At 54.0% G+C, this 21,383-nt stretch carries 18 protein-coding genes and 3 pseudogenes; 16 read left to right on the forward strand and 5 right to left on the reverse strand.

The window, feature by feature from the left end; translation table 11 throughout:
* Positions 1 to 11: 11 nt before the first annotated feature.
* From CVV65_RS05900 to CVV65_RS17125, 10 genes and pseudogenes are all read left to right on the forward strand, one after another.
* Positions 12 to 563 (forward strand): acetone carboxylase subunit gamma, encoded by a 552-nt coding sequence (locus CVV65_RS05900; protein ID WP_100667360.1) that lies wholly within the window; start codon positions 12 to 14, stop codon positions 561 to 563.
* A gap of 7 nt (positions 564 to 570) precedes the next feature.
* Complete coding sequence (locus CVV65_RS05905; RefSeq protein ID WP_232796721.1) at positions 571 to 2,724, forward strand: hydantoinase/oxoprolinase family protein; 2,154 nt, start codon at positions 571 to 573, stop codon at positions 2,722 to 2,724.
* Positions 2,725 to 2,845: 121 nt separating this feature from the next.
* Positions 2,846 to 4,147 carry an IS256 family transposase gene (locus CVV65_RS05910; RefSeq protein ID WP_232796624.1) on the forward strand — a complete coding sequence of 434 codons (1,302 nt, stop codon included), beginning with the start codon at positions 2,846 to 2,848 and terminating at the stop codon, positions 4,145 to 4,147.
* A gap of 169 nt (positions 4,148 to 4,316) precedes the next feature.
* Entirely contained in the window at positions 4,317 to 5,075 is a 759-nt protein-coding gene (locus tag CVV65_RS05915; RefSeq protein ID WP_100667362.1) for an SDR family NAD(P)-dependent oxidoreductase, read from the forward strand.
* A 203-nt stretch (positions 5,076 to 5,278) separates the two neighbouring features.
* On the forward strand, positions 5,279 to 6,088 hold the full coding sequence (locus CVV65_RS05920; protein ID WP_100667363.1) for an enoyl-CoA hydratase-related protein: 810 nt from the start codon (positions 5,279 to 5,281) through the stop codon (positions 6,086 to 6,088).
* 3 nt (positions 6,089 to 6,091) lie between these two features.
* Positions 6,092 to 8,032, forward strand: coding sequence for an AMP-binding protein (locus CVV65_RS05925; RefSeq protein ID WP_100667364.1), 1,941 nt, complete (start codon positions 6,092 to 6,094; stop codon positions 8,030 to 8,032).
* A 372-nt stretch (positions 8,033 to 8,404) separates the two neighbouring features.
* Complete coding sequence (locus CVV65_RS05930) at positions 8,405 to 9,187, forward strand: IclR family transcriptional regulator (RefSeq protein WP_232796722.1); 783 nt, start codon at positions 8,405 to 8,407, stop codon at positions 9,185 to 9,187.
* 729 nt (positions 9,188 to 9,916) lie between these two features.
* Positions 9,917 to 10,699 carry a citryl-CoA lyase gene (locus CVV65_RS05935; protein WP_100667366.1) on the forward strand — a complete coding sequence of 261 codons (783 nt, stop codon included), beginning with the start codon at positions 9,917 to 9,919 and terminating at the stop codon, positions 10,697 to 10,699.
* A 521-nt stretch (positions 10,700 to 11,220) separates the two neighbouring features.
* Positions 11,221 to 12,353: pseudogene (locus CVV65_RS05940) on the forward strand (IS256 family transposase).
* Between the two features lie 56 nt (positions 12,354 to 12,409).
* Positions 12,410 to 13,097 (forward strand): annotated as a pseudogene (locus CVV65_RS17125) (IS3 family transposase); the annotation flags it as partial.
* A 481-nt stretch (positions 13,098 to 13,578) separates the two neighbouring features.
* Here CVV65_RS17125 and CVV65_RS05960 read toward each other — a convergent pair.
* Positions 13,579 to 13,722, reverse strand: a pseudogene (locus CVV65_RS05960) (MerR family DNA-binding transcriptional regulator); the annotation flags it as partial.
* 586 nt (positions 13,723 to 14,308) lie between these two features.
* On the opposite strand from CVV65_RS05960, the gene CVV65_RS05970 reads away from it, so the two are divergent.
* From CVV65_RS05970 to CVV65_RS17135, 4 genes are all read left to right on the forward strand, one after another.
* Entirely contained in the window at positions 14,309 to 15,055 is a 747-nt protein-coding gene (locus tag CVV65_RS05970) for an SDR family oxidoreductase (protein WP_100667370.1), read from the forward strand.
* A gap of 57 nt (positions 15,056 to 15,112) precedes the next feature.
* On the forward strand, positions 15,113 to 16,096 hold the full coding sequence (locus CVV65_RS05975; protein ID WP_198592190.1) for an aldo/keto reductase: 984 nt from the start codon (positions 15,113 to 15,115) through the stop codon (positions 16,094 to 16,096).
* Positions 16,097 to 16,201: 105 nt separating this feature from the next.
* Positions 16,202 to 16,438 carry an alcohol dehydrogenase catalytic domain-containing protein gene (locus tag CVV65_RS17130; RefSeq protein WP_232796723.1) on the forward strand — a complete coding sequence of 79 codons (237 nt, stop codon included), beginning with the start codon at positions 16,202 to 16,204 and terminating at the stop codon, positions 16,436 to 16,438.
* A 204-nt stretch (positions 16,439 to 16,642) separates the two neighbouring features.
* Positions 16,643 to 17,101 carry a zinc-binding dehydrogenase gene (locus CVV65_RS17135; RefSeq protein WP_269148841.1) on the forward strand — a complete coding sequence of 153 codons (459 nt, stop codon included), beginning with the start codon at positions 16,643 to 16,645 and terminating at the stop codon, positions 17,099 to 17,101.
* A gap of 50 nt (positions 17,102 to 17,151) precedes the next feature.
* On the opposite strand, the gene CVV65_RS17140 is transcribed toward CVV65_RS17135, so the two are convergent.
* The 4 genes from CVV65_RS17140 to CVV65_RS16915 all read right to left on the reverse strand — a co-directional run bounded on the left by CVV65_RS17140 (position 17,152) and on the right by CVV65_RS16915 (position 18,154).
* A complete protein-coding gene (locus tag CVV65_RS17140; protein WP_232796725.1) occupies positions 17,152 to 17,286 on the reverse strand; it encodes a type II toxin-antitoxin system HicA family toxin in 135 nt (44 codons plus the stop codon).
* A gap of 99 nt (positions 17,287 to 17,385) precedes the next feature.
* Positions 17,386 to 17,607, reverse strand: coding sequence for a type II toxin-antitoxin system HicB family antitoxin (locus tag CVV65_RS05990; RefSeq protein ID WP_100667372.1), 222 nt, complete (start codon positions 17,605 to 17,607; stop codon positions 17,386 to 17,388).
* 18 nt (positions 17,608 to 17,625) lie between these two features.
* Positions 17,626 to 17,898, reverse strand: a complete 273-nt coding sequence (locus CVV65_RS16910) for a type II toxin-antitoxin system RelE/ParE family toxin (protein WP_198592141.1) — start codon at positions 17,896 to 17,898, stop codon at positions 17,626 to 17,628.
* Positions 17,888 to 18,154, reverse strand: coding sequence for a hypothetical protein (locus CVV65_RS16915; RefSeq protein ID WP_198592142.1), 267 nt, complete (start codon positions 18,152 to 18,154; stop codon positions 17,888 to 17,890). The genes CVV65_RS16910 and CVV65_RS16915 overlap by 11 nt, the downstream gene beginning before the upstream one ends.
* Before the next feature lie 493 nt (positions 18,155 to 18,647).
* On the opposite strand from CVV65_RS16915, the gene CVV65_RS06005 reads away from it, so the two are divergent.
* Both CVV65_RS06005 and CVV65_RS06010 read left to right on the forward strand, forming a co-directional pair.
* Positions 18,648 to 19,184 carry an RNA polymerase sigma factor gene (locus tag CVV65_RS06005; protein ID WP_157935405.1) on the forward strand — a complete coding sequence of 179 codons (537 nt, stop codon included), beginning with the start codon at positions 18,648 to 18,650 and terminating at the stop codon, positions 19,182 to 19,184.
* Between the two features lie 314 nt (positions 19,185 to 19,498).
* On the forward strand, positions 19,499 to 21,334 hold the full coding sequence (locus tag CVV65_RS06010) for a sigma-54 interaction domain-containing protein (protein ID WP_232796726.1): 1,836 nt from the start codon (positions 19,499 to 19,501) through the stop codon (positions 21,332 to 21,334).
* Positions 21,335 to 21,383: the final 49 nt, after the last annotated feature.

Consider the following 21,383-nt stretch of genomic DNA (forward strand, 5'->3'; position numbering starts at 1 on the left):
GAGGTGGCACCATGGAAATCACAAAAGAGATCATTTCAAATCTGTTGGACGGACGGTTGGCTGACAGCGACGTTGAACAGTTGCAACGCATGCATGAGAAAGACGCCGATCGGTTTTGGAAGTATCTCGAGGTTCTTCAAGAACGTGTTCAGTGGAATGACAAAATCTTGCTACGCCTGACTGACCACCTATATATCGTGCGAAATGGAAACGGTGCAAGGGTTGTGAAATGTGATTGCGGCCATGAGTTTGGCGACTATAGAGTCAACTGGAAAATAGCATCCAGGGTACGCGTCCGACGAACAGCTGAGGAATTTAAAGAGGTGTACACTCCTGATCAAGCTATTCCAGAGCCAGGTTGGATGACTATTAGAGAGTACTTTTGCCCAGGATGTGCTGCTCAATTGGCGGTAGAGGTAGTTCCTCCAGGCTATCCCCCGATTTTCGATTTGTTGCCTGATTTGGACCGGTTGTACCGGGAATTGGGGCGACCGCTGGAGGACGAGAGCGAAGATTGGTTTCGTGATCGAACCATGGATGTGGTTGCTAATTTTAGGAGGTGATTTATCAGTGCCGTCCAAAGAGTTTATTATTGCGATTGATGCCGGGGGTACCATGACCGATTGCATCCTGGTTCAACCTGATGGAGAATTTGCCGTTGGTAAAGCCTTGAGCAATCGTGAGGACGAGGCTTCAAGTTACCTTGAATCGGTACGAGATGCGGCTTCTTTCCTGGGCCTATCGTCTAATGATGTACACAAGTCGGCAGATTCAAGTGTCTACACGGGTACTGCGATTTTAAATACGATTTTGACCCGTTCGGGCGCTGTAGTGGGTCTAATCGTCACGCGCGGGTTTGAACACATCACGGTTATGGAAGCTGGTTTGACCTGGGTTGGGGAACCCCAAGAGCACCTTCTACACCAACAATTACGTCGTCACACCCCGCCGCTTGTTGATCCCGGCAACGTCATAGGTGTGAGTGAAAGGATTGCGGGGAATAACATGTTTCCTGGTCGTGATGTTAAGCCTGGAGAGGTTCTTATACCTTTGAATCGCGAAGAAGTAAGACAAGCTGCTGAGCGTCTCATTACTCAAGGTGTTGAAATCATCGGTATCATGTTTGTCAACTCATATGTAAATCCTAATCATGAGTTGACGGCCAAAGAAATAGTCGAGGAAGTGGCCCGTGAACGCGGGACTAGGGTAGACGTAGTAACGTCGAGTGAAGTGGCTCCGGTTATGAAGGAAAACTATAGGGTGAAAAGTTTAATTTTCCAAGCACATGCTGCTGAAAAGGTTCGTACCCAGTTAAAGAGGGTAGAAAGGGCCGCGCAAGAAGAAGGATTAGAAAGCCCTCTTTATACGCTTCTTTCTTATGGGGGGGCAGTGACTGTTGATTATCCTCGGCTATATGAAACTGTTATTTCTGGTCCGATAGGGGGACTTACAGGCGCGCAGGTGGTCGGCAATACGCTTGGCATTAAAAATTTGGTTACTGCCGACATGGGCGGTACAAGTTTCGATGTCGGACTTGTAGTAGACCATTTGATTGAAGTTCGACGGTATGCAGACTTTGCACGACACCGTTTAGCAACCCCTATGGTAGCAATTGACTCGGTTGGCTCAGGAGCTGGATCGGTTGTTCGAGTTGATCAATACAAGAGGTTGCATGTTGGTCCAGAAAGCGCTGGATATAAAGTAGGACTCTGCTATCAATATCCTGATCTTACTATAACAGACATCAACGTGGCGCTTGGTTTTGTGGATCCGGATTATTTTTTAGGGGGGAAGATTAAACTAGATCGTGACCGTGCTCTGGCGGGATTAGAAGAACGCGTGGCACGTCCGCTCGGTCTTGATCCCTTTTTTGCGGGTGAAGGAGTTCTTGAGGTTATTCATAGTCAAATGCGTGATCTTATGCGAAGCATGCTACTATCGAAAGGATATAACCCTAGTGAATTCACGGCTCTTTGTTACGGTGGGGCCGGACCAGTACACATGCGTGGCTTCACCGAGGGGGTAGGTCTGGCGGAAGTTATTACGGTGCCTTGGGCTGCAGCGTTCTCCGCTTACGGGGCTGCGTGTGCCGAACACTACCAGCGGTATGAAAGAAGTCACGTGACATTGTTGCCCCCAGGTCTCAGTCTCGAGGACAAGCAAGGTCTCGCAGAAAATATTAATAGTGGATTTCGACAATTGGAGGAACGAGCCATTGCCGAATTGAAGGACAGCGGGATCGATCCGAAGACTGTCATGTTTCGTTACGGCGTATATGCTCGTTACATTGGACAATTGGAAAGCTTTGATACCCCTCTAAATTTCCGGCCCCGGACTGTTCGGGATCTTGACCGGATAGTGGATCGATTTGAGGAAGTCTACACAAAGATCTACCCGGAGGGGGCTCGTTTCCCTGAGACAGGCTACGCGGTGACTGAAATCTACATTCATGCCGTAGTCCCTCGTCCACGTCCTGAACTCCGGGAGCACATTGTAGCAGGCGAGAAGCCGGACGATTCCGCCTTTGTTGGCACACGACAGGTCTTCTACGGGGGAAGATGGCAGCAGTTTGACGTCTGGCAGATGGAAACGCTTAAAGCGGGGAACATCGTGCGGGGACCAGCCATCATTCGTGATCCCATGACGACTGTAGTTATCCCTCCGAAATACGAAGTCGCATTCGATCGTTTCCTTGTAATGCATTATCGAAAGGCTACGGTCTGACAAGTAACGCGGGGCGCCTATAAGGCGTTGTCCCAGGTTTCGTGGAAATTTGAAGGTGGCGGTCTCCTGAACCCGTTTGGTATAACGGGATTGGGCACAACAAGAAAGGAGAACGCCACCTATGAAATCAAGGGTACATCAAATTGTGAGAAATGACCAGAGCCTGTTTTCGACACTAGATCCTTTTCAGCAGTTCACCCTCCAACTGTCGCTACTGGACGTGATGGAGAGCGCGAAAGAGGGACTCATGGCCTTGGCGGTTCAAACCGGGCTTCGAGTGATTCAACTCATGATGCGAGAGGAAGTCGAAGCTTTGGTGGGCCCCAAAGGGAAACACAATCCAAAGCGCAAGGCTGTGCGACACGGAAAGGAAAAGGGCTCCGTGATGCTTGGGGGCCGGAAGGTGGCTGTGGAAAAAGTTCGGGTACGCAGCGTCGACGGTCATGAAATCCCGCTGGAGACCTACCAGGCTTTTCAGGATCCAACGCTGCTGACCCAGGCCGCGTTGGAGCGGATGATTCATGGCTTGTCGACCCGAAACTATGCGTTTGGTCTTGAGCCGGTCGGAAACGAGGTGGAAACCTCCGGCACGAGCAAGAGCGCCGTTAGCCGGCGTTTCATTGCCGCCACGAAGAAGCTGCTCGAAAAACTCATGCAGCGGCGCCTGGACGACCGCCGGTACGTGGCGCTAGTTATTGACGGGATCGTCATGGCGGACCACACCGTAGTGGCGGCATTAGGGATTGACGTAGGGGGACAGAAGCAGATCCTGGGCATCTGGGAGGGAGCGACAGAGAATGCGACAGTGTGTAAAGGACTGCTGACCGATCTTGTGGACCGGGGACTGAAAACCGATGATGGGATCCTGGTCGTCATCGACGGGAGTAAGGCTTTGCGTGCCGCAGTACGGGACGTGTTTGGAGAGACGGCATTGGTTCAGCGGTGTCAGGTGCACAAGGAGCGCAATGTCCTGGAGCATCTGCCGGAGAAACAGCGAGATTGGGTCAAGAGGCAATTGCGGGAGGCCTGGCGCCAGGAAACCGAAAAAGAGGCACTGGCGGCCCTGCGGCGCTTGGCGGCACAACTTGAGAAGTCGCATCCAGGAGCAGCAGCCAGTTTGCGCGAGGGGATGGAAGAGACCGTGACCGTGATCCGGCTGGGAGTTCCGGAACTGCTTCGGGGAACTCTGCGCTCGACGAATGCGATCGAATCAGCCAATGAGAAGGTGCGGATGGTGAGTCGGAACGTCAAGCGCTGGCAGAATGGGGAACAGGTGCTGCGCTGGGCGGCTGCAGGATTTTTGGAGGCGGAGAAAAAGTTCAGGACCGTCAAGGGATTTCGCCAAATCCCTCTGCTTCTTGATGCATTACACAAATGTGTACATCCGCAACCACAGCAGGAAAACAAATCCATCACCGCGTAAATTGAAGAAAAAGGCCGTCACGAAAATCCACGACGACCGGGACAACCTCGCCTATAACCTTCTGGGCGCTCCGCATCCTTGTGAGATTGTGGGCATTTGAATGGTGTATAATACAGTTTCAATGGTTGTATCGAATAGCCCGTTGACACAATTGGGGGTGCGCGGACACATGGACTTAGGTTTGAAGGATAAAATTGTTTTCGTTGGGGGACTTGGCTCAATTGGCCAAGCAATTATTCACCAGTTGCTTCAGGAGGGCGCTCAAGTTGCAATCGGTTATCGCAATCGTGAAGAGGTTGTCCAGCGTTTTAGGCACATTGCGTTCGAGCAGGTATTACCTGTTCGGTTTGACATAACCAACTTAGAGGAATGTGAACAGGCGGCGGGACAGGTGATTGATCGATGGGGAAGATTGGATGTTCTGATAAATACTATTGGTTTCGAACACTCTATCCAACCCTTTCTTCAAATGGATATGGACTCTTTGCGTCGTACAGTAGAGGTGGAGTATTTAGGAACGGTCTACTTGGTTCGTTCAGTTCTCCCCCATGTTATTAAAGCCCAAGGACGGATCGTGCTGGTTGGGTCAGATTCAGGCAAAGTTGGTAATCTGGGTATGGCCGTTTCGGCAGGTTGCAGAGGGGCAGTTAATGCCTTCGCAAAATCCATAGCTCGGGAAGTTGCACGAAATGGGGTACTAGTCAACGTAGTAGCTCCTGGTCCTACGGAAAGTGAACTATGGGAAAAGGAAAAAGTCAAAAGTCCTTTTGCGGAAAAAATCAGTCTCGCTATGGAACGAAGCGTACCATTACATCGTTTACCCAAGGCGGAGGAGGTAGCCTCTCTGGTTGTTTACTTAGCCTCTTGGACCAATGGTGCAATAACGGGTCAAGTTGTCAGCGCTTCAGGCGGGCTCACAATGTGCTGAGAATATCTGGGGAATTGGCAAGTTTGGATTGGGGGTGAAGATCTAGCTATCATACTATCGGGAATCCATTGAAGATGTGCTTAGTAACTACCTGAATTTAGCAATAAATACGCAGGAGGACAGGGGTTCGGGTTTCATAGTGTAGGATTGGGACCCATTCGTAGTATCCTCAAAAAACAAATCCTTTAAAGGAGGAAGGATTCATGGAATATATGGATATTTTGTTTGATAAACACGGTGGTGTTGTTACTATCACAATCAACCGACCCGAAGTACTCAACGCTTTCCGACCCAGAACAGTGAATGAGTTGATCCATGCCTTTGAACAAGCTGGAGATAATCCTGAGGTGGGCGTAATCATCTTGACCGGAGCTGGAGATAGGGCATTCTGCGTCGGAGGTGACACTAAAGAATGGAAAAGTGGTGTGGGGTATACTGGGGCTTCTTGGGTCGGGATCGGGCTTCCAATTGATCGGCTACATCGGACCATACGTAGTGTGCCTCAGCCCGTGATTGCTGCGGTCAATGGCTATGCTATTGGAGGTGGAAACGTTCTGCAGGTGGTTTGCGATCTGGCAGTTGCCTCAAAGACTGCAGTGTTTGGACAGGTTGGTCCCCGCGTCGGGAGTTTCGATGCTGGCTTTGGTACTGCCTATCTAGCACGTCTAGTAGGTGAGCGAAAGGCGCGGGAGGTATGGATGCTGTGTCGCCGTTACTCCGCTGAGGAGGCCTTGAGCATGGGCTTGGTGAATGCTGTAGTCGAACCTGAACAACTCATGCCCACCGTGCGGCAATGGGCCGAAGAAATCCTTGCACTGAGCCCTACAGCCCTTAAGATCACTAAGGCATCCTTCAACGCCGAGACTGAGCACATCTCCGGCCTTACACAGTTGGCGTTCGGAGCATTGGGCTTGTACTACACTACTTTGGAGTCCAAAGAGGGGCACCAAGCCTTTATGGAAAAGAGGAAATCAGATTTTAGCCTTTTCCGGAATTTGCGACAGGAGGAATAACCGATGCGAGCTCCTATTATATGGCAACCTTCTGATGCTTACACAAATGGATCTCATTTACAACGATTTATGCAAAAGCTTAATATTGAGAGTTACGATGCACTTTACCGTTTTTCAATAGAGAACACAGATGAATTCTGGAAATCCACCCTCGAAGAACTTGGCATAGAGTGGTTCGAACCTTATAAGGTATTTGTGGATCTTGAACGGGGAAAACCATGGCCTTACTGGTTCGTGGGAGGGAAAATCAATCTAACGTACAATGCACTGCGCCGTGCTCAGGACCCCGGAGTCCGAGACCGGGTCATCCTTCGCTGGGAGGGAGAGGACGGAACGGTACGAACTCTCAGTTACGCGGAAATGGAGGAGCAAGTGGCCCGCTTTGCTGGAGTGTTGCAGATGCTGGGAGTGGGTAAAGGAGATCGAGTGGGCCTTTACATGCCGATGATTCCGGAGGCAGCCATTGCCCACCTGGCCATTGCACGCATTGGTGCCATCTCAGTGCCCATGTTTTCCGGATATGGGGTCGAGGCGGTCCTGATTCGCCTTAAAGACGCAGGGGTCAAACTTATTGTCACCGCCGACGGTTTCTACCGACGGGGAAGGGTAGTGTCGATGAAAGAGGTAGTCGACAAGGCCGCCGAAGGATACGGAAGCCTGGAAAGCATTGTGGTGGTTCGTCGGCTCGGAGTTGAGGTGTCATGGAGAGAAGGCAGGGACTGGGCTTGGGATGAACTTTTAAAGACGGCCGAACCTGTCACTATCCAGCCAATGGACGCCAATGATCCCTTTTTGATCATATATACCTCTGGTACCACTGGGAAGCCCAAAGGGACTGTCCACTACCACGGTGGTTTACCCCTTAAAGCTACTCTCGATACCGCCCAGTTTTTCGACCTTCGAGAGGGCGAAACTCTTTTTTGGCTCACCGACATGGGCTGGCTTGTAGGTCCTATGATAGTGAGTGCAGCGCTTACTCTTGGGGCTACGCTGGTGATGTATGAGGGAGCGCCGGATTACCCTGGGTGGCATCGCCTGGCTCGTATTATAGAGCATCATCAGGTTACTCATTTGGGGGTATCCCCAACGTTAGTACGCGCTTTAATGCAACATGATGAGGCGCTTTCTGGTGACCTAAGCTCGTTACGAATGTTGCTTAGCACCGGTGAGGTATGGGACTCTGAATCTTACCTTTGGTTTTTCAATGAGTTCGGTGGAGGAAAACTACCCATCATCAACTTCTCAGGTGGAACAGAGATTTCCGGTGGTATCCTAGGCAACGTAATCTATCGGCCTATTAAGGTGGGTGGTTTCAACTCCGTGGCACTTGGAATTAAGGCCGCTATTTGTGACGAGATGGGACGCCCCGTCTGCAATCAGACAGGCGAATTATCGGTCCTTGAGCCGTTTGTGGGAATGACCCAGGGGTTTTGGAAGGAGCCAGACCGTTATCTAGAGACCTACTGGGGTCGGTTCAACGATATCTGGGTACATGGGGACTTGGCCTTTCAAGACGACGATGGACAGTTCTTCATTTTGGGCCGTAGTGATGATACTTTGAAAATTGCCGGTAAGCGGCTTGGCCCGGCGGAGGTGGAGGACTTGGTTACTACGTTGCCACACGTAACCGAAGCCGTTGCGGTGGGGATACCTCACCCTCAGAAGGGTGAGCAGCTTCTGGTGTTTGTGGTTCCCAGGGGAGAGGAAAATCCTGAGGAACTTTCGGTTGCCGTGTCGAGACTTGTTGAGGAGCGTTTAGGCAAGTCTTTTCGACCGGAGCGAGTTATTCTAGTTTCTCAGTTACCTAAGACTCGCACCGGAAAGCTGATGCGACGAGTGGTACGTCAACTCTACATGGGTGAAGTAACGGGAGATTTGTCCTCATTGGACAACCCACAGGCAATCACGGCGATCAAGGCTGCCATCGATGGCCAGCACGGGTAACCGGGGTATTGCGCTGGAGGAATCGGACAGGTTAGTCAGTATTTAATGAACTATGTCCGGATTATGACCTGGATAGGAACTTGTTCACTCTAGGAAGATCTATAGTGAATATAATTGTATATAAAAATAATAGCAACTTAAAAAACGCACATGTGGGATCAGTATATTTATCATTGTGGTTGCTATGCATCTTAGTATCTTTTCCGGTTTGTCTAGAATAAAATTTATAAATGTCTGATTCCCAAAACGATTATTTTGGATGGTGTAGATGCTTCCCGAGGTGGTCGACTGATTGCGGCCAAAGGCATTGGTGTGGTTGCGAAGTGCTATATAGACAGTCAACCTAGGGGGAAGATACAGGAGGGTTAAATCTTGGACGAAAAATATATTATTCCATCGGTAGACCAAGCCTGTCGACTCCTGCATCTGCTCAGCCGGATGCAACACAGGAACAAGACCTTCGGGGAAATATGCAAACTGCTGCAAACCCCGCGAACCACGTGCCTACGTCTGTTGAAGACGTTGGTCGCCCAAGGGTTAGTTCATTATGACGAGCGGACTCGTCGATATAATCTTGGACCCTATCTCGTGGTGCTTGGTGCGCGGGCAGCAGAGTCCTTAGATTATCTGGAGATAACCAAGTTCGCAGTCACCGAGGTTGCCAGGAAGACAGGTTTGACGACGGTGGCCGCTCAGAGGATCCGCAAAGACCGGTTGACTTATGTGGTCAAAGAAGACAGTATCAGCAATGTACACGTCACCGTGTCCCTGGGGCAACAGTTTCCTATCGATCGCGGATCTTTCGGAAAATGTTTCTGTGCTTATATGGACGACAAGGAGTTACGGGATGTTGCTGCAGAGCGTTATGGAGAAGTGTTCATATCGGAATTGGATCAAATCCGACGTCAGGGATACGCCTTGAGTTACCAGGAACAGGTCAAAGGGATCAACGGGGTGGCAGCACCGGTTTTTGATTCCTCGGGCCGGGTGTTGCTGGCTATTGCCTGCATCGGAATCGCGGATCAGTTTCCGACAGATAAGATGAACGAATGTGGAGAACGACTGAAGGAAATCGCGATGCGGGTGACTCGTGAAATGGGAGGTTATTTTCCAGAAGTAGAGGAACTTACGGAAAGAGCAGAAAGGTTACCCTGAATCGAAATGAGCCCATGTCCGCGAAGTTCGATCTCCGCACGTTCCATCGGAGGTCCCTCTGTTTCATCGCCTTGCCACATGAAGAAAAGGTTAGCGAAAGGCAGGACGAAGGAGCCTTTGATAGTGTGAAGGGCCTTTCCTGCCTTGGAGAGGAATTTCGAGGTGTGATGAGGGTGTGAAATTCGGTGGGGGGACTTAGGATGGTGTCCCGTTAACGGAATTTACCCATTTGGCCAGATGACTTTCTGTCTATGGTTATGGGACTTTGATTCCATCAAGACTTGCGCAGAATATCATCGTACCGCTGCGCTATTTCGCGGTTTACTTGTCGGCAAGCAAATCCGGCTCCCCCTCTGCCAGAGGGAGGAGCAGTTGTCAAGGAAGGGACCAAAGGTCCAGCGTCAGCGGCCCTTACAGCCCGACGACCGATCGCAATTTATAGACGAGGGCAAAGGCCGTAGCATGAATGCGACATCGCGCAATATCGGGAGCGTGTGTCCAATCTATAGGAGTTAATCCGGTGCCAATCTTACGCATATCAGCCTGCTGGCCGTGGTCTATATACAGGTTTTCGGGCCAAGGCTCTTCCTCGCAAAATAAAAACCTACGGGACTAGGAAGTTGACAAGCCTCGTTCATATCAAAGGGCAAAGTGTGCGATAAATCTGCGACTAGGACAGAGAGTCACGTATGAAATGACTAACGAAAGGAGAAATGGCAGAAACGTATCATGAGTACCTCAAAGGAGTTGCGATCAGATATTGCCTGGAGTACTGCAGACCGCGTAGTTGTCAAAGGTTTCGACCTCGCGAAAGATCTTTTAGGACAAATAAACCTAGGAGATATGGCGTTTATTGAAATTTTTGATCGATTGCCGACCTCGGATGAGTCCGTTATGTTAAATGCACTTTTGGTTAGTTTTGTTGAACATGGCTTGACTCCCAGCGCCTTAGTAACGCGCCTTACCTATTTAGGAGCTCCTGAGTCATTTCAGGCTGCTATCGCGGCTGGTATTTTGGGGCTTGGTACGGTGTTTGTTGGCACAGTGGAGGGTTCAGCCCGGATGTTACAGGAGGCGCTAGAGGGAGTCCCTTCGGAAGAACCTCTTGATACTATTGCGAAAGAGATTGTGGCGCGGCATCGACAGGCAAACCAAAAGATACCCGGAATTGGTCATCCTATTCATAAACCGATTGATCCTCGTGCTGAACGATTATTAGAGATTGCTACAGATTGTGGGTTTTCAGGAAGATACGTTCAGCTGATGTGGCTTGTGTCGCGTGTTGCGTCTGAGCACTATTCAAAGACGTTGCCGGTTAATGTAACTGGCGCGATTGGGGCTATTGCTAGCGAGATGGCGATACCGTGGAATGTCTGTCGTGGGCTGGGTGTTATTGCTCGGTCCGTAGGGTTGATTGGACATATTCGTGAAGAAATGGGTCAACCGATTGCTCGCGAGATATGGTTTCGTACTGAAGCAGAGGCGACGCGTCATCTTAGACCCGATCTTTAACTGTTATCGATATGCCATAATGCCCGAATGCTAACGGGATTGCCTGTCCAAACATGGGTAGAATGACCTGCGTGAATACATTGTAGGATCAGTTAAGGCCGACAAGAGGAGATTCTCGTCGGCCGTTTTTCGTGTGCCCGGCATGGTGTCAAGACCGAAATAAATTTCCTCGAAAAGATCAATCGAAAATTCCCCAGTTGCATCAGTGGTGGTTAGCATGTGGTCCCAGGAAACTGAACAAGCGACAGGGTCGCGGCGTTGTCCCAGGTTTCGTGGAAATTTGAAGGTGGCGGTCTCCTAAACCCGTTTGGTATAACGGGATTGGGCACAACGAAGAAAGGAGAACGCCACCTATGAAATCAAGGGTACATCAAATTGTGAGAAATGACCAGAGCCTTTTTTCGACACTAGATCCTTCTCAGCAGTTCACCCTCCAACTGTCGCTACTGGACGTGATGGAGAGCGCGAAAGAGGGACTCATGGCCTTGGCGGTTCAAACCGGGCTTCGAGTGATTCAACTCATGATGCGAGAGGAAGTCGAAGCTTTGGTGGGCCCCAAAGGGAAACACAATCCAAAGCGCAAGGCTGTGCGACACGGAAAGGAAAAGGGCTCCGTGATGCTTGGGGGCCGGAAGGTGGCTGTGGAAAAAGTTCGGGTACGCAGCGTCGACGGTCATGAAATCCCGCTGGAGACCTACCAGGCTTTTCAGGATCCAACGCTGCTGACCCAGGCCGCGTTGGAGCGGATGATTCATGGCTTGTCGACCCGAAACTATGCGTTTGGTCTTGAGCCGGTCGGAAACGAGGTGGAAACCTCCGGCACGAGCAAGAGCGCCGTTAGCCGGCGTTTCATTGCCGCCACGAAGAAGCTGCTCGAAAAACTCATGCAGCGGCGCCTGGACGACCGCCGGTACGTGGCGCTAGTTATTGACGGGATCGTCATGGCGGACCACACCGTAGTGGCGGCATTAGGGATTGACGTAGGGGGACAGAAGCAGATCCTGGGCGTCTGGGAGGGAGCGACAGAGAATGCGACAGTGTGTAAAGGACTGCTGACCGATCTTGTGGACCGGGGACTGAAACCCGATGATGGGATCCTGGTCGTCATCGACGGGAGTAAGGCTTTGCGTGCCGCAGTACGGGACGTGTTTGGAGAGACGGCATTGGTTCAGCGGTGTCAGGTGCACAAGGAGCGCAATGTCCTGGAGCATCTGCCGGAGAAACAGCGAGATTGGGTCAAGAGGCAATTGCGGGAGGCCTGGCGCCAGGAGACCGAAAAAGAGGCACTGGCGGCCCTGCGGCGCTTGGCGGCACAACTTGAGAAGGCGTATCCAGGAGCAGCAGCCAGTTTGCGCGAGGGGATGGAAGAGACCGTGACCGTGATCCGGCTGGGAGTTCCGGAACTGCTTCGGGGAACTCTGCGCTCGACGAATGCGATCGAATCAGCCAATGAGAAGGTGGGATGGTGAGTCGGAACGTCAAGCGCTGGCAGAATGGGGAACAGGTTCTGCGCTGGGCGGCTGCAGGATTTTTGGAGGCGGAGAAAAAGTTCAGGACCGTCAAGGGATTTCGCCAAATCCCTCTGCTCCTTGATGCATTACACAAATGTGTACATCCTCAACCACAGCAGGAAAACAAATCCATCACCGCGTAAATCGAAGAAAAAGGCCGTCACGAAAATCCACGACGACCGGGACAACCTCTAAGCGGGAGGAGGTGCGCCTCAAGCACCGGATCGACGAGATATACACAGATCACCCGGCGTATGGGTCTCGACGGATGACTGCCGTACTACGCCGTGAGGGGGGATGTCAATCGTAAACGTGTACAACGCTGCATGCGAGAGATGGAAATTGCAGGAGTATGCCCTGGCCGAACCTCAGCAAACGGAATGTTCAGCATCAAGTCTATCCGTACTTGCTGCGCAACGTTCGGGCCAGTCACAACAACCATGTATGGGGGATTGATATCACCTATATTCGGCTCAAAAAAGGCTGGATGTACCTAATGGCTGTAATCGATTGGCATTCTCGGTACATTGTGAGCTGGCGACTGGACAGACCATGGACATTCAGTTTGTCCTAGCCGCCGCTCAATCGGCTCTCGAACAGGGGAAACCGGAGATCTGGAACAGCGACCAAGGAAGTCATTTCACCAGTCCACAGTACATGAAATTGCTGAAAGAGGCGGGTGTGCAAATCAGCATGGACGGCCGGAACAGGCTGTGGATAACATCTTCACCGAGCGGTTCTGGCGGACGCTCAAGTACGAAGAGGTGTACACGAAAGAGTACGCCAACCCCAGGGAGGCGAGGGAGTCCATCAGAACGTTCATTCACCATTACAATCATGAGCGGCCACACCAATCGCTGGGGTACCACACACCTGCCGAGATTTACCTGAAGGGAATGAGGCCAGAAGACCCTATACGTCCTCAAGTCTCTACCGAACATACATATTGTGGAAAGGAGAGTGCTTAAAGACAAGGGGAAGCCGCTTTGCTCCTCCCCTCTGGCCTTTGGCCATTCACCCCTCCTGCTCCTCCAACAACGAGGGAACGGGTCGGTGGAGAGTCGAGGATATAGCTTAGCAACGCCGGAAATTTTGTCTTGACAACTGGGACCACCGTAACCCTCCGGCGTATGGGTGACGAACTGCGCGAAGGGAACGCCGCCGGAGCCGGGTATGTACTCATCCGCGACACCGCCCGGGGGTCGGCGGAGAATGCGTGAAGGTTTCGAAGTGGGGAGGCGGACGGGATGGAAGCTTTCAAAATGGGGAGCGCAAGAGGGAAAGCGGTTCTACAAGTGGCTGGAACAAAAGATTGACGACCCGCCTTCTTTACTGACATTACACATTATTTCAAATATTTTACGCCGTCAGCCAATCTAAGGACTGGTTATCGAAAAGACGGTTATTATGGCTGTCACGCTGTACATTTGGGACCAGTCCCTTATCGGTATAGAAGCGAACGGTATGTTCCGTCAGACCAAGCAGTCTAGCGACTTCTTTCACAGTGTACATCGTACAACACCTCAAGATTTTGATCGCCAGCTTGACTTCGTGTTACTCGAATGTTGTACGCTCGTTGTAGTTCAAGCCACTTGAACTTGTAAACCCTGCCTCGAGCGGATATCAACGGGGCGAAAATCAGGAGTCGATACATGAGCACTTGGTCTGAGGATGAGCTGCGTAAAATCGCCGAGGCGGATGACTTGCATATTTCACCCTTTTGCGAGGAAGGAGTTACCTGAGGCGCCCCGACCTGGATCTGGTCAGTCGTCGTCGGTGACCCGGTGTATGCGCGCGCCTACATCTTGTTCATGGTCGTTTGGGCCGGTGCAGAACTATAACCTGTTGTCACTTGCACCTGAGGCGTCCGGCATTGCCCTGAGTTTGAACATTTCCTTTGTGCAGTTCGGTTTTGCCACTGGTGCAGCAGCCGGAGGCGTGGTGGTCAATGGCTCGACCATAATGGCCATCGGTTGGATGGGTGCAGTAGCGGGGACCGCAGCGTTGTTGGTGGCGTTCGTCTTGCATCGATGGATTGGCAGGTATAGACGATAGGCGAGGTTTAGGTGGTCAACAACGTCGGAAGGGAGTGTTTTGCATGGAGAATCGAATCCATGGAAAGGTCGTCGTCATCACGGGCGCCAGCAGCGGGCTGGGCGAAGCCACCGCGCGCCATCTGTCGGCCCAGGGGGCCATCGTGGTGTTGGGGGCACGGCGTGAGGCACGCCTTCGGGCGCTGGTCGATGATTTGAAGGCACAGGGTGGACAGGCCCTCGCGGTGAAAACGGATGTCACGCGGTACGAGGACGTGAAGCACCTGGTCGACTCCGCGGTGGAGGCGTACCAGCGGATCGACGTGATGATCAACAACGCTGGGCTGATGCCTCATTCGCCGCTGGAGCGCCTGAAAATCGAGGATTGGAACCGGACCATCGACGTGAACATCAAGGGGGTGCTGTACGGCATCGCGGCGGCACTTCCCTATATGAAGGTGCAGAAGTCCGGGCACATCATCAACGTCTCCTCCGTGGCGGGGCACAAGGTCCGCGCCGGAGGCGTGGTTTACGCGGCGACCAAGCACGCCGTGCGCGCCCTGACGGAAGGGTTGCGCCAGGAGGTCAAACCGTACAACATCCGGACGACGGTGATTTCTCCGGGTGCGGTCGACACGGAGCTGCCGGACAGCATCACGGAACCGGACGTGTCCGCCGAGATGCACCAGTTTTACGCTACGTACGCCATCCCCGCTGATTCGTTCGCGCGGGCGGTCGCCTATGCCATCAATGAGCCGGAAGAGGTGGACGTCAACGAGATCCTGTTCCGTCCGACGCGCCAGGAGCTGTAATTCGTCCGGGCCTAGGAAGCACGGATGGAATGCCCAATGGGAGGAGAGAAAAGCATGCTGCCAAAGAGAAAATTGGGTCGTCAAGGGCTCGAAGTATCGGCGATTGGGCTTGGTTGCATGGGCATGAGCCAGTCCTATGGTGTGCCGGACGACGTGGAGTCCATGGCGACGATTCACCGCGCAATTGAACTGGGTGTTACGTTCTTTGACACTGCAGAGGTCTACGGCCCTTTCCACAACGAGGAGTTGTTGGGGCGTGCCTTGAAGGGACGCCGCGACCAAGTGGTGATTGCCACGAAATTTGGTTTTCGCATTGAGAACGGCAAGAATGTGGGGTTGAACAGCCGGCCCGAACACATTCGGGAAGTCGTTGATGCGTCTCTGCGCAGGTTGGGCACGGATTACATCGACCTCCTGTATCAGCATCGGGTCGATCCCGATGTACCGATTGAGGAGGTTGTCGGCACCATGGCTGACCTGGTGCGTGAAGGTAAGGTGCGCTACCTCGGCCTGTCGGAGGCGGGGGAAAACACAATTCGGCGCGCGCACGCCGTCCACCCCATCTCGGCGCTTCAGAGCGAGTATTCCCTCTGGGAGCGGAACCTGGAGCCGCGCATCATCCCGCTGTTGCGTGAACTCGGCATCGGCCTGGTGCCCTTCAGCCCGCTGGGGCGGGGATTTTTGACCGGAACAGCCAAACGGGCTGAAGAGTACCCGGAAGGCGACTTTCGCCGGGGTGACCCGCGCTTCCAAGGAGAGAATTTTGACGCCAACATGCGGGCGGCCGCGGTCGTCCGGGAGCTGGCGGCGCAAAAGGGAGCGACTCCGGGGCAAATCGCCTTGGCGTGGCTGTTGCATAAGGGGGAGGACATAGTGCCCATCCCTGGCACCAAGCGCCGCAAGTACCTGGAGGAGAATGTTGGGGCGGTGCACATCACCCTCAGTGCGGATGAAACGGCGGTTTTGGACCAGGCACTGGCACCGGACAAGGTGTCTGGGCCCCGTTATCCGGAACACTTGATGCGCCAGATCGACCGTTGACCAAAAGATGGCCCTGTCCGGTTGGGGCAGGGTCATCACCGTGCGTTTGCGCAAACGCGGCGGGATGAACGTTGAGGTTATCCGAGTGAAAGGGGAAGTTGTAGCGTGAAAGGTACGGTCATGTACGCTCCCGGGGATGTACGGTTTGAAGACTTGCCAGATCCAATCATCCAGAAACCGACAGATGCCATCCTTCGCATTGTCGCGACTTGCGTTTGTGGTTCCGACTTGTGGCCGTATCGGGGGATCAGCTCGGTCACACGGCCGACTCCGATGGGCCATGAGTACTGTGGCGTGGTCGAAGAGGTCGGCAGCGAAGTCAAGTTGGTCAAACCGGGCTAGTTCGTCATCGGCTCGTTCTTTGCCTCCGACAACACATGCGTCATCTGCCACCATGGGTACCCGTCCTCGTGTCAGCACAGGGAGCCGGTTGGCGGTGCGCAGGCCAGACGGTTGCGTGTACCTCTGGCGGATGGTACGCTCGTTCCGGCACCAGAATACCCACCCGAGGATCTGATTCCCAGTCTGTTGACACTGTCTGACGTGATGGGGACCGGATGGGTTGCTGCGGACACGGCCAGCGTAAAGCCCGGCTCCACGGTTGTAGTCGTGGGCGACGGCGCGGTTGGGTTGTGCGGCGTGATCGCGGCCAAGGAAATGGGGGCGGAGCGGATCATCGTGATGAGCCGCAACCCGGTCCGCCAGAACTTGGCTCGGGAATTTGGCGCAACCGACATCATTCCTGAACGTGGTGACGAAGGAGTGGCTCGTGTGAAGGAGTTGACGCATGGTGTCGGTGCGGATTCTGTGCTCGAGTGTGTCGGTACGCAGGAATCGATGATGCAGGCGGTGCACAGTACGCGCTCGGGTGGCTACACGAGTTTCGTCGGCGTGCCGCACGGGGTGGAGCTCAACGGGCAGGAAGTGTTCTTTAGCCAGGTGCACCTGCACGGAGGGCCGGCTCCGGTACGGCGTTATCTGCCTGACTTGATTGACCTGGTGTAAGGATTTCTCTCTCCTCCAGCATAAAGTGAGAATCTTGGAAGGAGTGTGATTCAGTTCTCCAACAATCTCAGGAACTCTTCCACGGAGATCCCGGCCTGCCTGAGTATCGACCGCAGAGTTTCCGGAGCCAGCTCGTCATGCAACGGAACGATGGCCTGCCTGCCGTCCTTGCGCCGGACTTTCACGCGGCTTCCCTTTTGGCTCACTTTCATAAATCTTCATAAATCCGGCGCGGCCCAGCGCCGTGACGGATTCCGCCCCGGACACGATTGGCAGGCGCGGGCTCAAGCCTGCTTCACCTCAATGTCCACGGGTGCGATGATCGGGCCGGTGTCCGGCAGGTCGGTGGTTGGCGTGTTCTCGAAATAGAGTTCCAGGGCCTCACGGAGGTTGGCAAGAGCTTCTTCAAGGGTCTCGCCCTGGCTGGTCACTTCCACTTCGAGGCAGCGGGCCACGTACCATTTGCCCTCTTTGGTGACGGCGGCGGTGAGGCGTCGGCGGGGCATGTGGGTTCCTCCTTTCGGTTAGCGTCGAAAAGCCGGGTCGTGATGGTCGATGTTGCGGAGCAGGAAGGTGTCGTTTCCGACGAATTCAAGCGTTATCCTGATGTCCATGTTCACGGAGCACTCGTAGAGGCCGTCTGTTCCGCGCACCCGCTTGAACCGCAGCGAGGGATGGGCGGGTGGGAAGCGTTCCAAAAGCGTGAGGGTCTTAAGGACAGCGGGACGGATGTCAGGATTGGCCCGGACAAGTTTCGCGTATTGCCGGTCAAACCGACGGGTGGTCTCAATCTTCATCGCTGTCGCCCTTGGCGGCCACCCGGTCAAGGTGCCGCATAGCTTCATCGGCAGTATCGAACGGCCCGCTGATCCGCCCGGATGCCTTGTCTTCGTCGGCCTCCCGTTCCCCTGCCTGCCAGTATTCGGTCCAGAACCACGACTGGTCCCGGTCGCTTTCGACGACGGCCCGCAGCGCTTCGTAGGCGATTTCCAGGTCTTCGGGGTCCGTGATTTGGTCGACCAGCCTGTGGAGTTCTTCCTTGGTGACGGCCATTGGCAGTTCGCTCCTTCCGATTGGTTGGTGGCAAGGATATTGTACCACGGGCGGCTGCAACTCGAATATTTGCAGGCGGAACTGGCCCGCCAGATGAAGGCCGTGAAGCCAGGAACTGCAAAGCCAGGGCGTCACCATCATCGAGGCCGAACGACGGGCCATGGATGTCCGGGTGTGGTACAAGGTGAACGGACGCCACTACGAAGCCTTGTTCATGACGCCCATGCTTCATGCGGAAGTGGAAGGAGTGTTCCACCGGTGACTGGGCGAGACCCCAAAATGACTTGGGTGTAGGGATGATTCCACAAATAGTATTAAAACTATTACCATTATTTGGCTTATTATAAACGAACAATCCGGCAAAGGGACGGGTTCGTGGTGAAGGAGGCCTGTCTGCCCTTGACACTGTTGGGCCTGAACAGGAATCGGTGTGCAACCGTTTCAGCTTGCCGGTGGTCTTATGATTATAGAACAGTACGAAGGGGGGCGGGCGGTGAAACGGCACGCCAACAGATCGCAGAATGCCGCGATTGAAGATGAGGATAGTCTCACGCGTTTTGCGGAGGAGGTGGGGCCGCGCGCACTGCGTCTTGCGTTTCGTTGGACGCGCAATCGCCAAATGGCCGAAGATGTGGTCCAGGAGGCGTTCCTGCGGACTTGGCAATCAAGGACGAGGATCGCGGAGAGCTCGCACGCCTGGTTCTTCAAGATTCTTTGGAATGTGTTCCTCAATCACCAGAAACGAGTGAGATCCAACCGGGAGAGTGGTTTGGAACATGACACGCCGGTGCTTGAAATGGACCAATCTTACGAACGGATTGATGACAGGCTGGACATTGAGGGATTGCTGGCTACACTGCCCGAGATGGACAGACACCTGCTCGCGATGCGTTACGGGGAGGATTTCACCATCCAGGACATATCCGATATCACGGGCATGCCCGTGGGTACGGTGAAGTCCAGAATTCACAGAGTACTGAAACAACTTCGGAAGTCTCGGCCTTCCCTTCTTTGTTGTCCATTTTCTTAGGTCCATTATAGAATATGTACTGCCGAAACGAAAATGACGACGGTGGTGCGAGCGGTGCGGATTGTTAGTTCTGCATCCAGAGGTTCCTCTCAAACAAGGAGCTGATCCGGCCCATGCCGAGACCCTGTCTTTTGCTCGTGACCCGAAGCCACGAGGTATATGAGCTTTTTTGCCGCCAGTTGCATGACATGTTTTCCGATGCAATCGAACTACTCGATGCGGCGGAACTTGGTGTTCGTGTGGAGGCTGACCTTGCACTCTGTTCGTATCGGGAGGCACTGAGGGAACACGGCCTCCCGGAGGAACGCACTATCGTGGCGCGAAGAACGGTGGACCTGACAAAGGTGACAAATCTCGTGCAACTACCGCCGGGGACGCGTTGCCTGGTGGTAAACAACAGCTACGACACGGCATTGGAGACCGTGGCATCCCTTGAGAACTTGGGGCTGGACTTACGGCTCTATCCGTATGATCCGGGCGCACCGATGTCAGACGGGATTGAAGTGGCCTTGGTGGCGGCCACAGGTCGAGCATATGTTCCGCCGACCGTCGACAGGGTGGTGGACATCGGGCTGCGTCCCATCGACTATACCACGCTGCTAGAGATCGCGTTTCGCCTGGATATTCCGTTCCGCAACTCACAGCTTTATTCGTCGACGTATATTCGCCAGATTGTTCAGCTTTCTCTTCACCTGTCGGAGTCCCTTCGCGTGGAGCGGATGTTGAACCGGCAGATGGATGCCATCTTCCAAACGGTCCACGAGGGTCTGGTGGCGCTTGCGGAGGACGGCAGAGTCGTACAGGCGAACCGCGCGGCGCACCGCATTCTGGGGTTGGACCCGGGGACGGAGTCGCTTGTCGGACGCCGCTTATGGGATGTGGTGCCGTCCTTCCCGGAGCTGACCGACATCAGGTCGGAGGAGAACATCTACGCCTTCCACGAGTCGTTTCTTGTAATCAGCCGGACGGATGTAAGTGAAGGGGATATCGGGTCCGTGCTCGCGTTCCAGGATGTGACTCGCCTGCAGAAGCTGGAGCAGGATTTCCGCCGGAAGGTACAGAGCAAGGGATTGTTGCCGCGTTACTCCACGCAACACATCGTGGCGCACAGCCCGTCGATGGTCAAGGTGCTGGAGGTGGTGGAGAAGATAGCGCGTACCGACAGGACGGTCCTGATTTTGGGGGAGAGCGGGACGGGCAAGGAACTCATCGCGCATACCATCCACCAGTTGTCGGCGCGCAGAGAAGGACCGTTTTTGCCGGTGAATTTCGCAGGGCTGCCTGCCACACTGGCTGAGAGCGAGCTGTTCGGCTACGAAGAGGGCGCGTTCACCGGCGCGCGCCGCGGCGGGAAGCCGGGGTTGTTCGAATTGGCGCACAACGGCACGTTGTTTTTGGACGAGATTGGCGATGCACCGTTCAGCATCCAGGCGTTGTTGTTGCGCGTGCTGCAGGAGCGGCAGGTAATGCGCATCGGTGGAGACCGGATGATCCCGGTGGATGTCCGGATTGTGGCCGCGACGAACCGGGACCTCAAACAACTGATCCGCGAAGGCAAATTCCGTGAGGACCTGTATTACCGCCTGTTCGTACTTCCGGTATACATTCCGCCGCTGCGCGAGCGGCGCGAGGACATCCCGCTGCTCGTGGAGCATTTCCTGATCCGTTACGGTGGACGCCGCATTCGCGTGGCGGACGCGGTCATGTGTCGTCTTCAGCACTATGACTGGCCGGGCAACGTTCGGGAGCTGGAGTCCGTGGTCCAATACATGGTAACCGTGTGCGAGGCCAGCGAGATCGGGGAAGAGGATTTGCCGCCGCAGTTCCGTGAACATGTGGCGGACGATGTTGACGATGAAGACGATATGGTGGACGCACTGCGGACATCCGGGGACTTGGATCAGTTCACCGCCGTCCTCGAAGCGCTGTCGCGGGCGAGCGAGATCGGTATGAAGTCCGTTGGACGTAGCTTTGTCGCGTCTTTCATTCAGGGATACCCCGTCCATCTGAGTGAGTCGCAAGTTCGGCACCGCATGGAGGTGTTGCGAAACCTGGGTCTCATCCGGACGGGCACCCGCCGGCAGGGCTCCGCCTTAACGGAAAAGGGTGTGAAGGTGCTGGAAGTTCTGCGCCGAGGTCACACGGGGTGAGCCGCGACAGGGCAAACCGGTTTGGCCCGGGGCAAGTCGGAGAGCGCGG

Origin of the sequence: Kyrpidia spormannii (genome assembly GCF_002804065.1) — a bacterium.
GTDB classification, from domain to species: Bacteria; Bacillota; Bacilli; order Kyrpidiales; family Kyrpidiaceae; genus Kyrpidia; species Kyrpidia spormannii.

Excerpts from the sequence above, each read along its gene's own strand:
- CVV65_RS05900 (WP_100667360.1), top strand. The coding sequence starts at position 12 with ATGGAAATCACAAAAGAGATCATTTCAAATCTGTTGGACGGACGGTTG.
- CVV65_RS05910 (WP_232796624.1), top strand. The coding sequence starts at position 2,846 with ATGAAATCAAGGGTACATCAAATTGTGAGAAATGACCAGAGCCTGTTT.
- CVV65_RS05915 (WP_100667362.1), top strand. The coding sequence starts at position 4,317 with ATGGACTTAGGTTTGAAGGATAAAATTGTTTTCGTTGGGGGACTTGGC.
- CVV65_RS05920 (WP_100667363.1), top strand. The coding sequence starts at position 5,279 with ATGGAATATATGGATATTTTGTTTGATAAACACGGTGGTGTTGTTACT.
- CVV65_RS05925 (WP_100667364.1), top strand. The coding sequence starts at position 6,092 with ATGCGAGCTCCTATTATATGGCAACCTTCTGATGCTTACACAAATGGA.
- CVV65_RS05935 (WP_100667366.1), top strand. The coding sequence starts at position 9,917 with ATGAGTACCTCAAAGGAGTTGCGATCAGATATTGCCTGGAGTACTGCA.
- CVV65_RS05970 (WP_100667370.1), top strand. The coding sequence starts at position 14,309 with ATGGAGAATCGAATCCATGGAAAGGTCGTCGTCATCACGGGCGCCAGC.
- CVV65_RS17135 (WP_269148841.1), top strand. The coding sequence starts at position 16,643 with ATGGGGACCGGATGGGTTGCTGCGGACACGGCCAGCGTAAAGCCCGGC.
- CVV65_RS05990 (WP_100667372.1), bottom strand. The coding sequence starts at position 17,607 with ATGCCCCGCCGACGCCTCACCGCCGCCGTCACCAAAGAGGGCAAATGG.
- CVV65_RS16910 (WP_198592141.1), bottom strand. The coding sequence starts at position 17,898 with ATGAAGATTGAGACCACCCGTCGGTTTGACCGGCAATACGCGAAACTT.
- CVV65_RS16915 (WP_198592142.1), bottom strand. The coding sequence starts at position 18,154 with ATGGCCGTCACCAAGGAAGAACTCCACAGGCTGGTCGACCAAATCACG.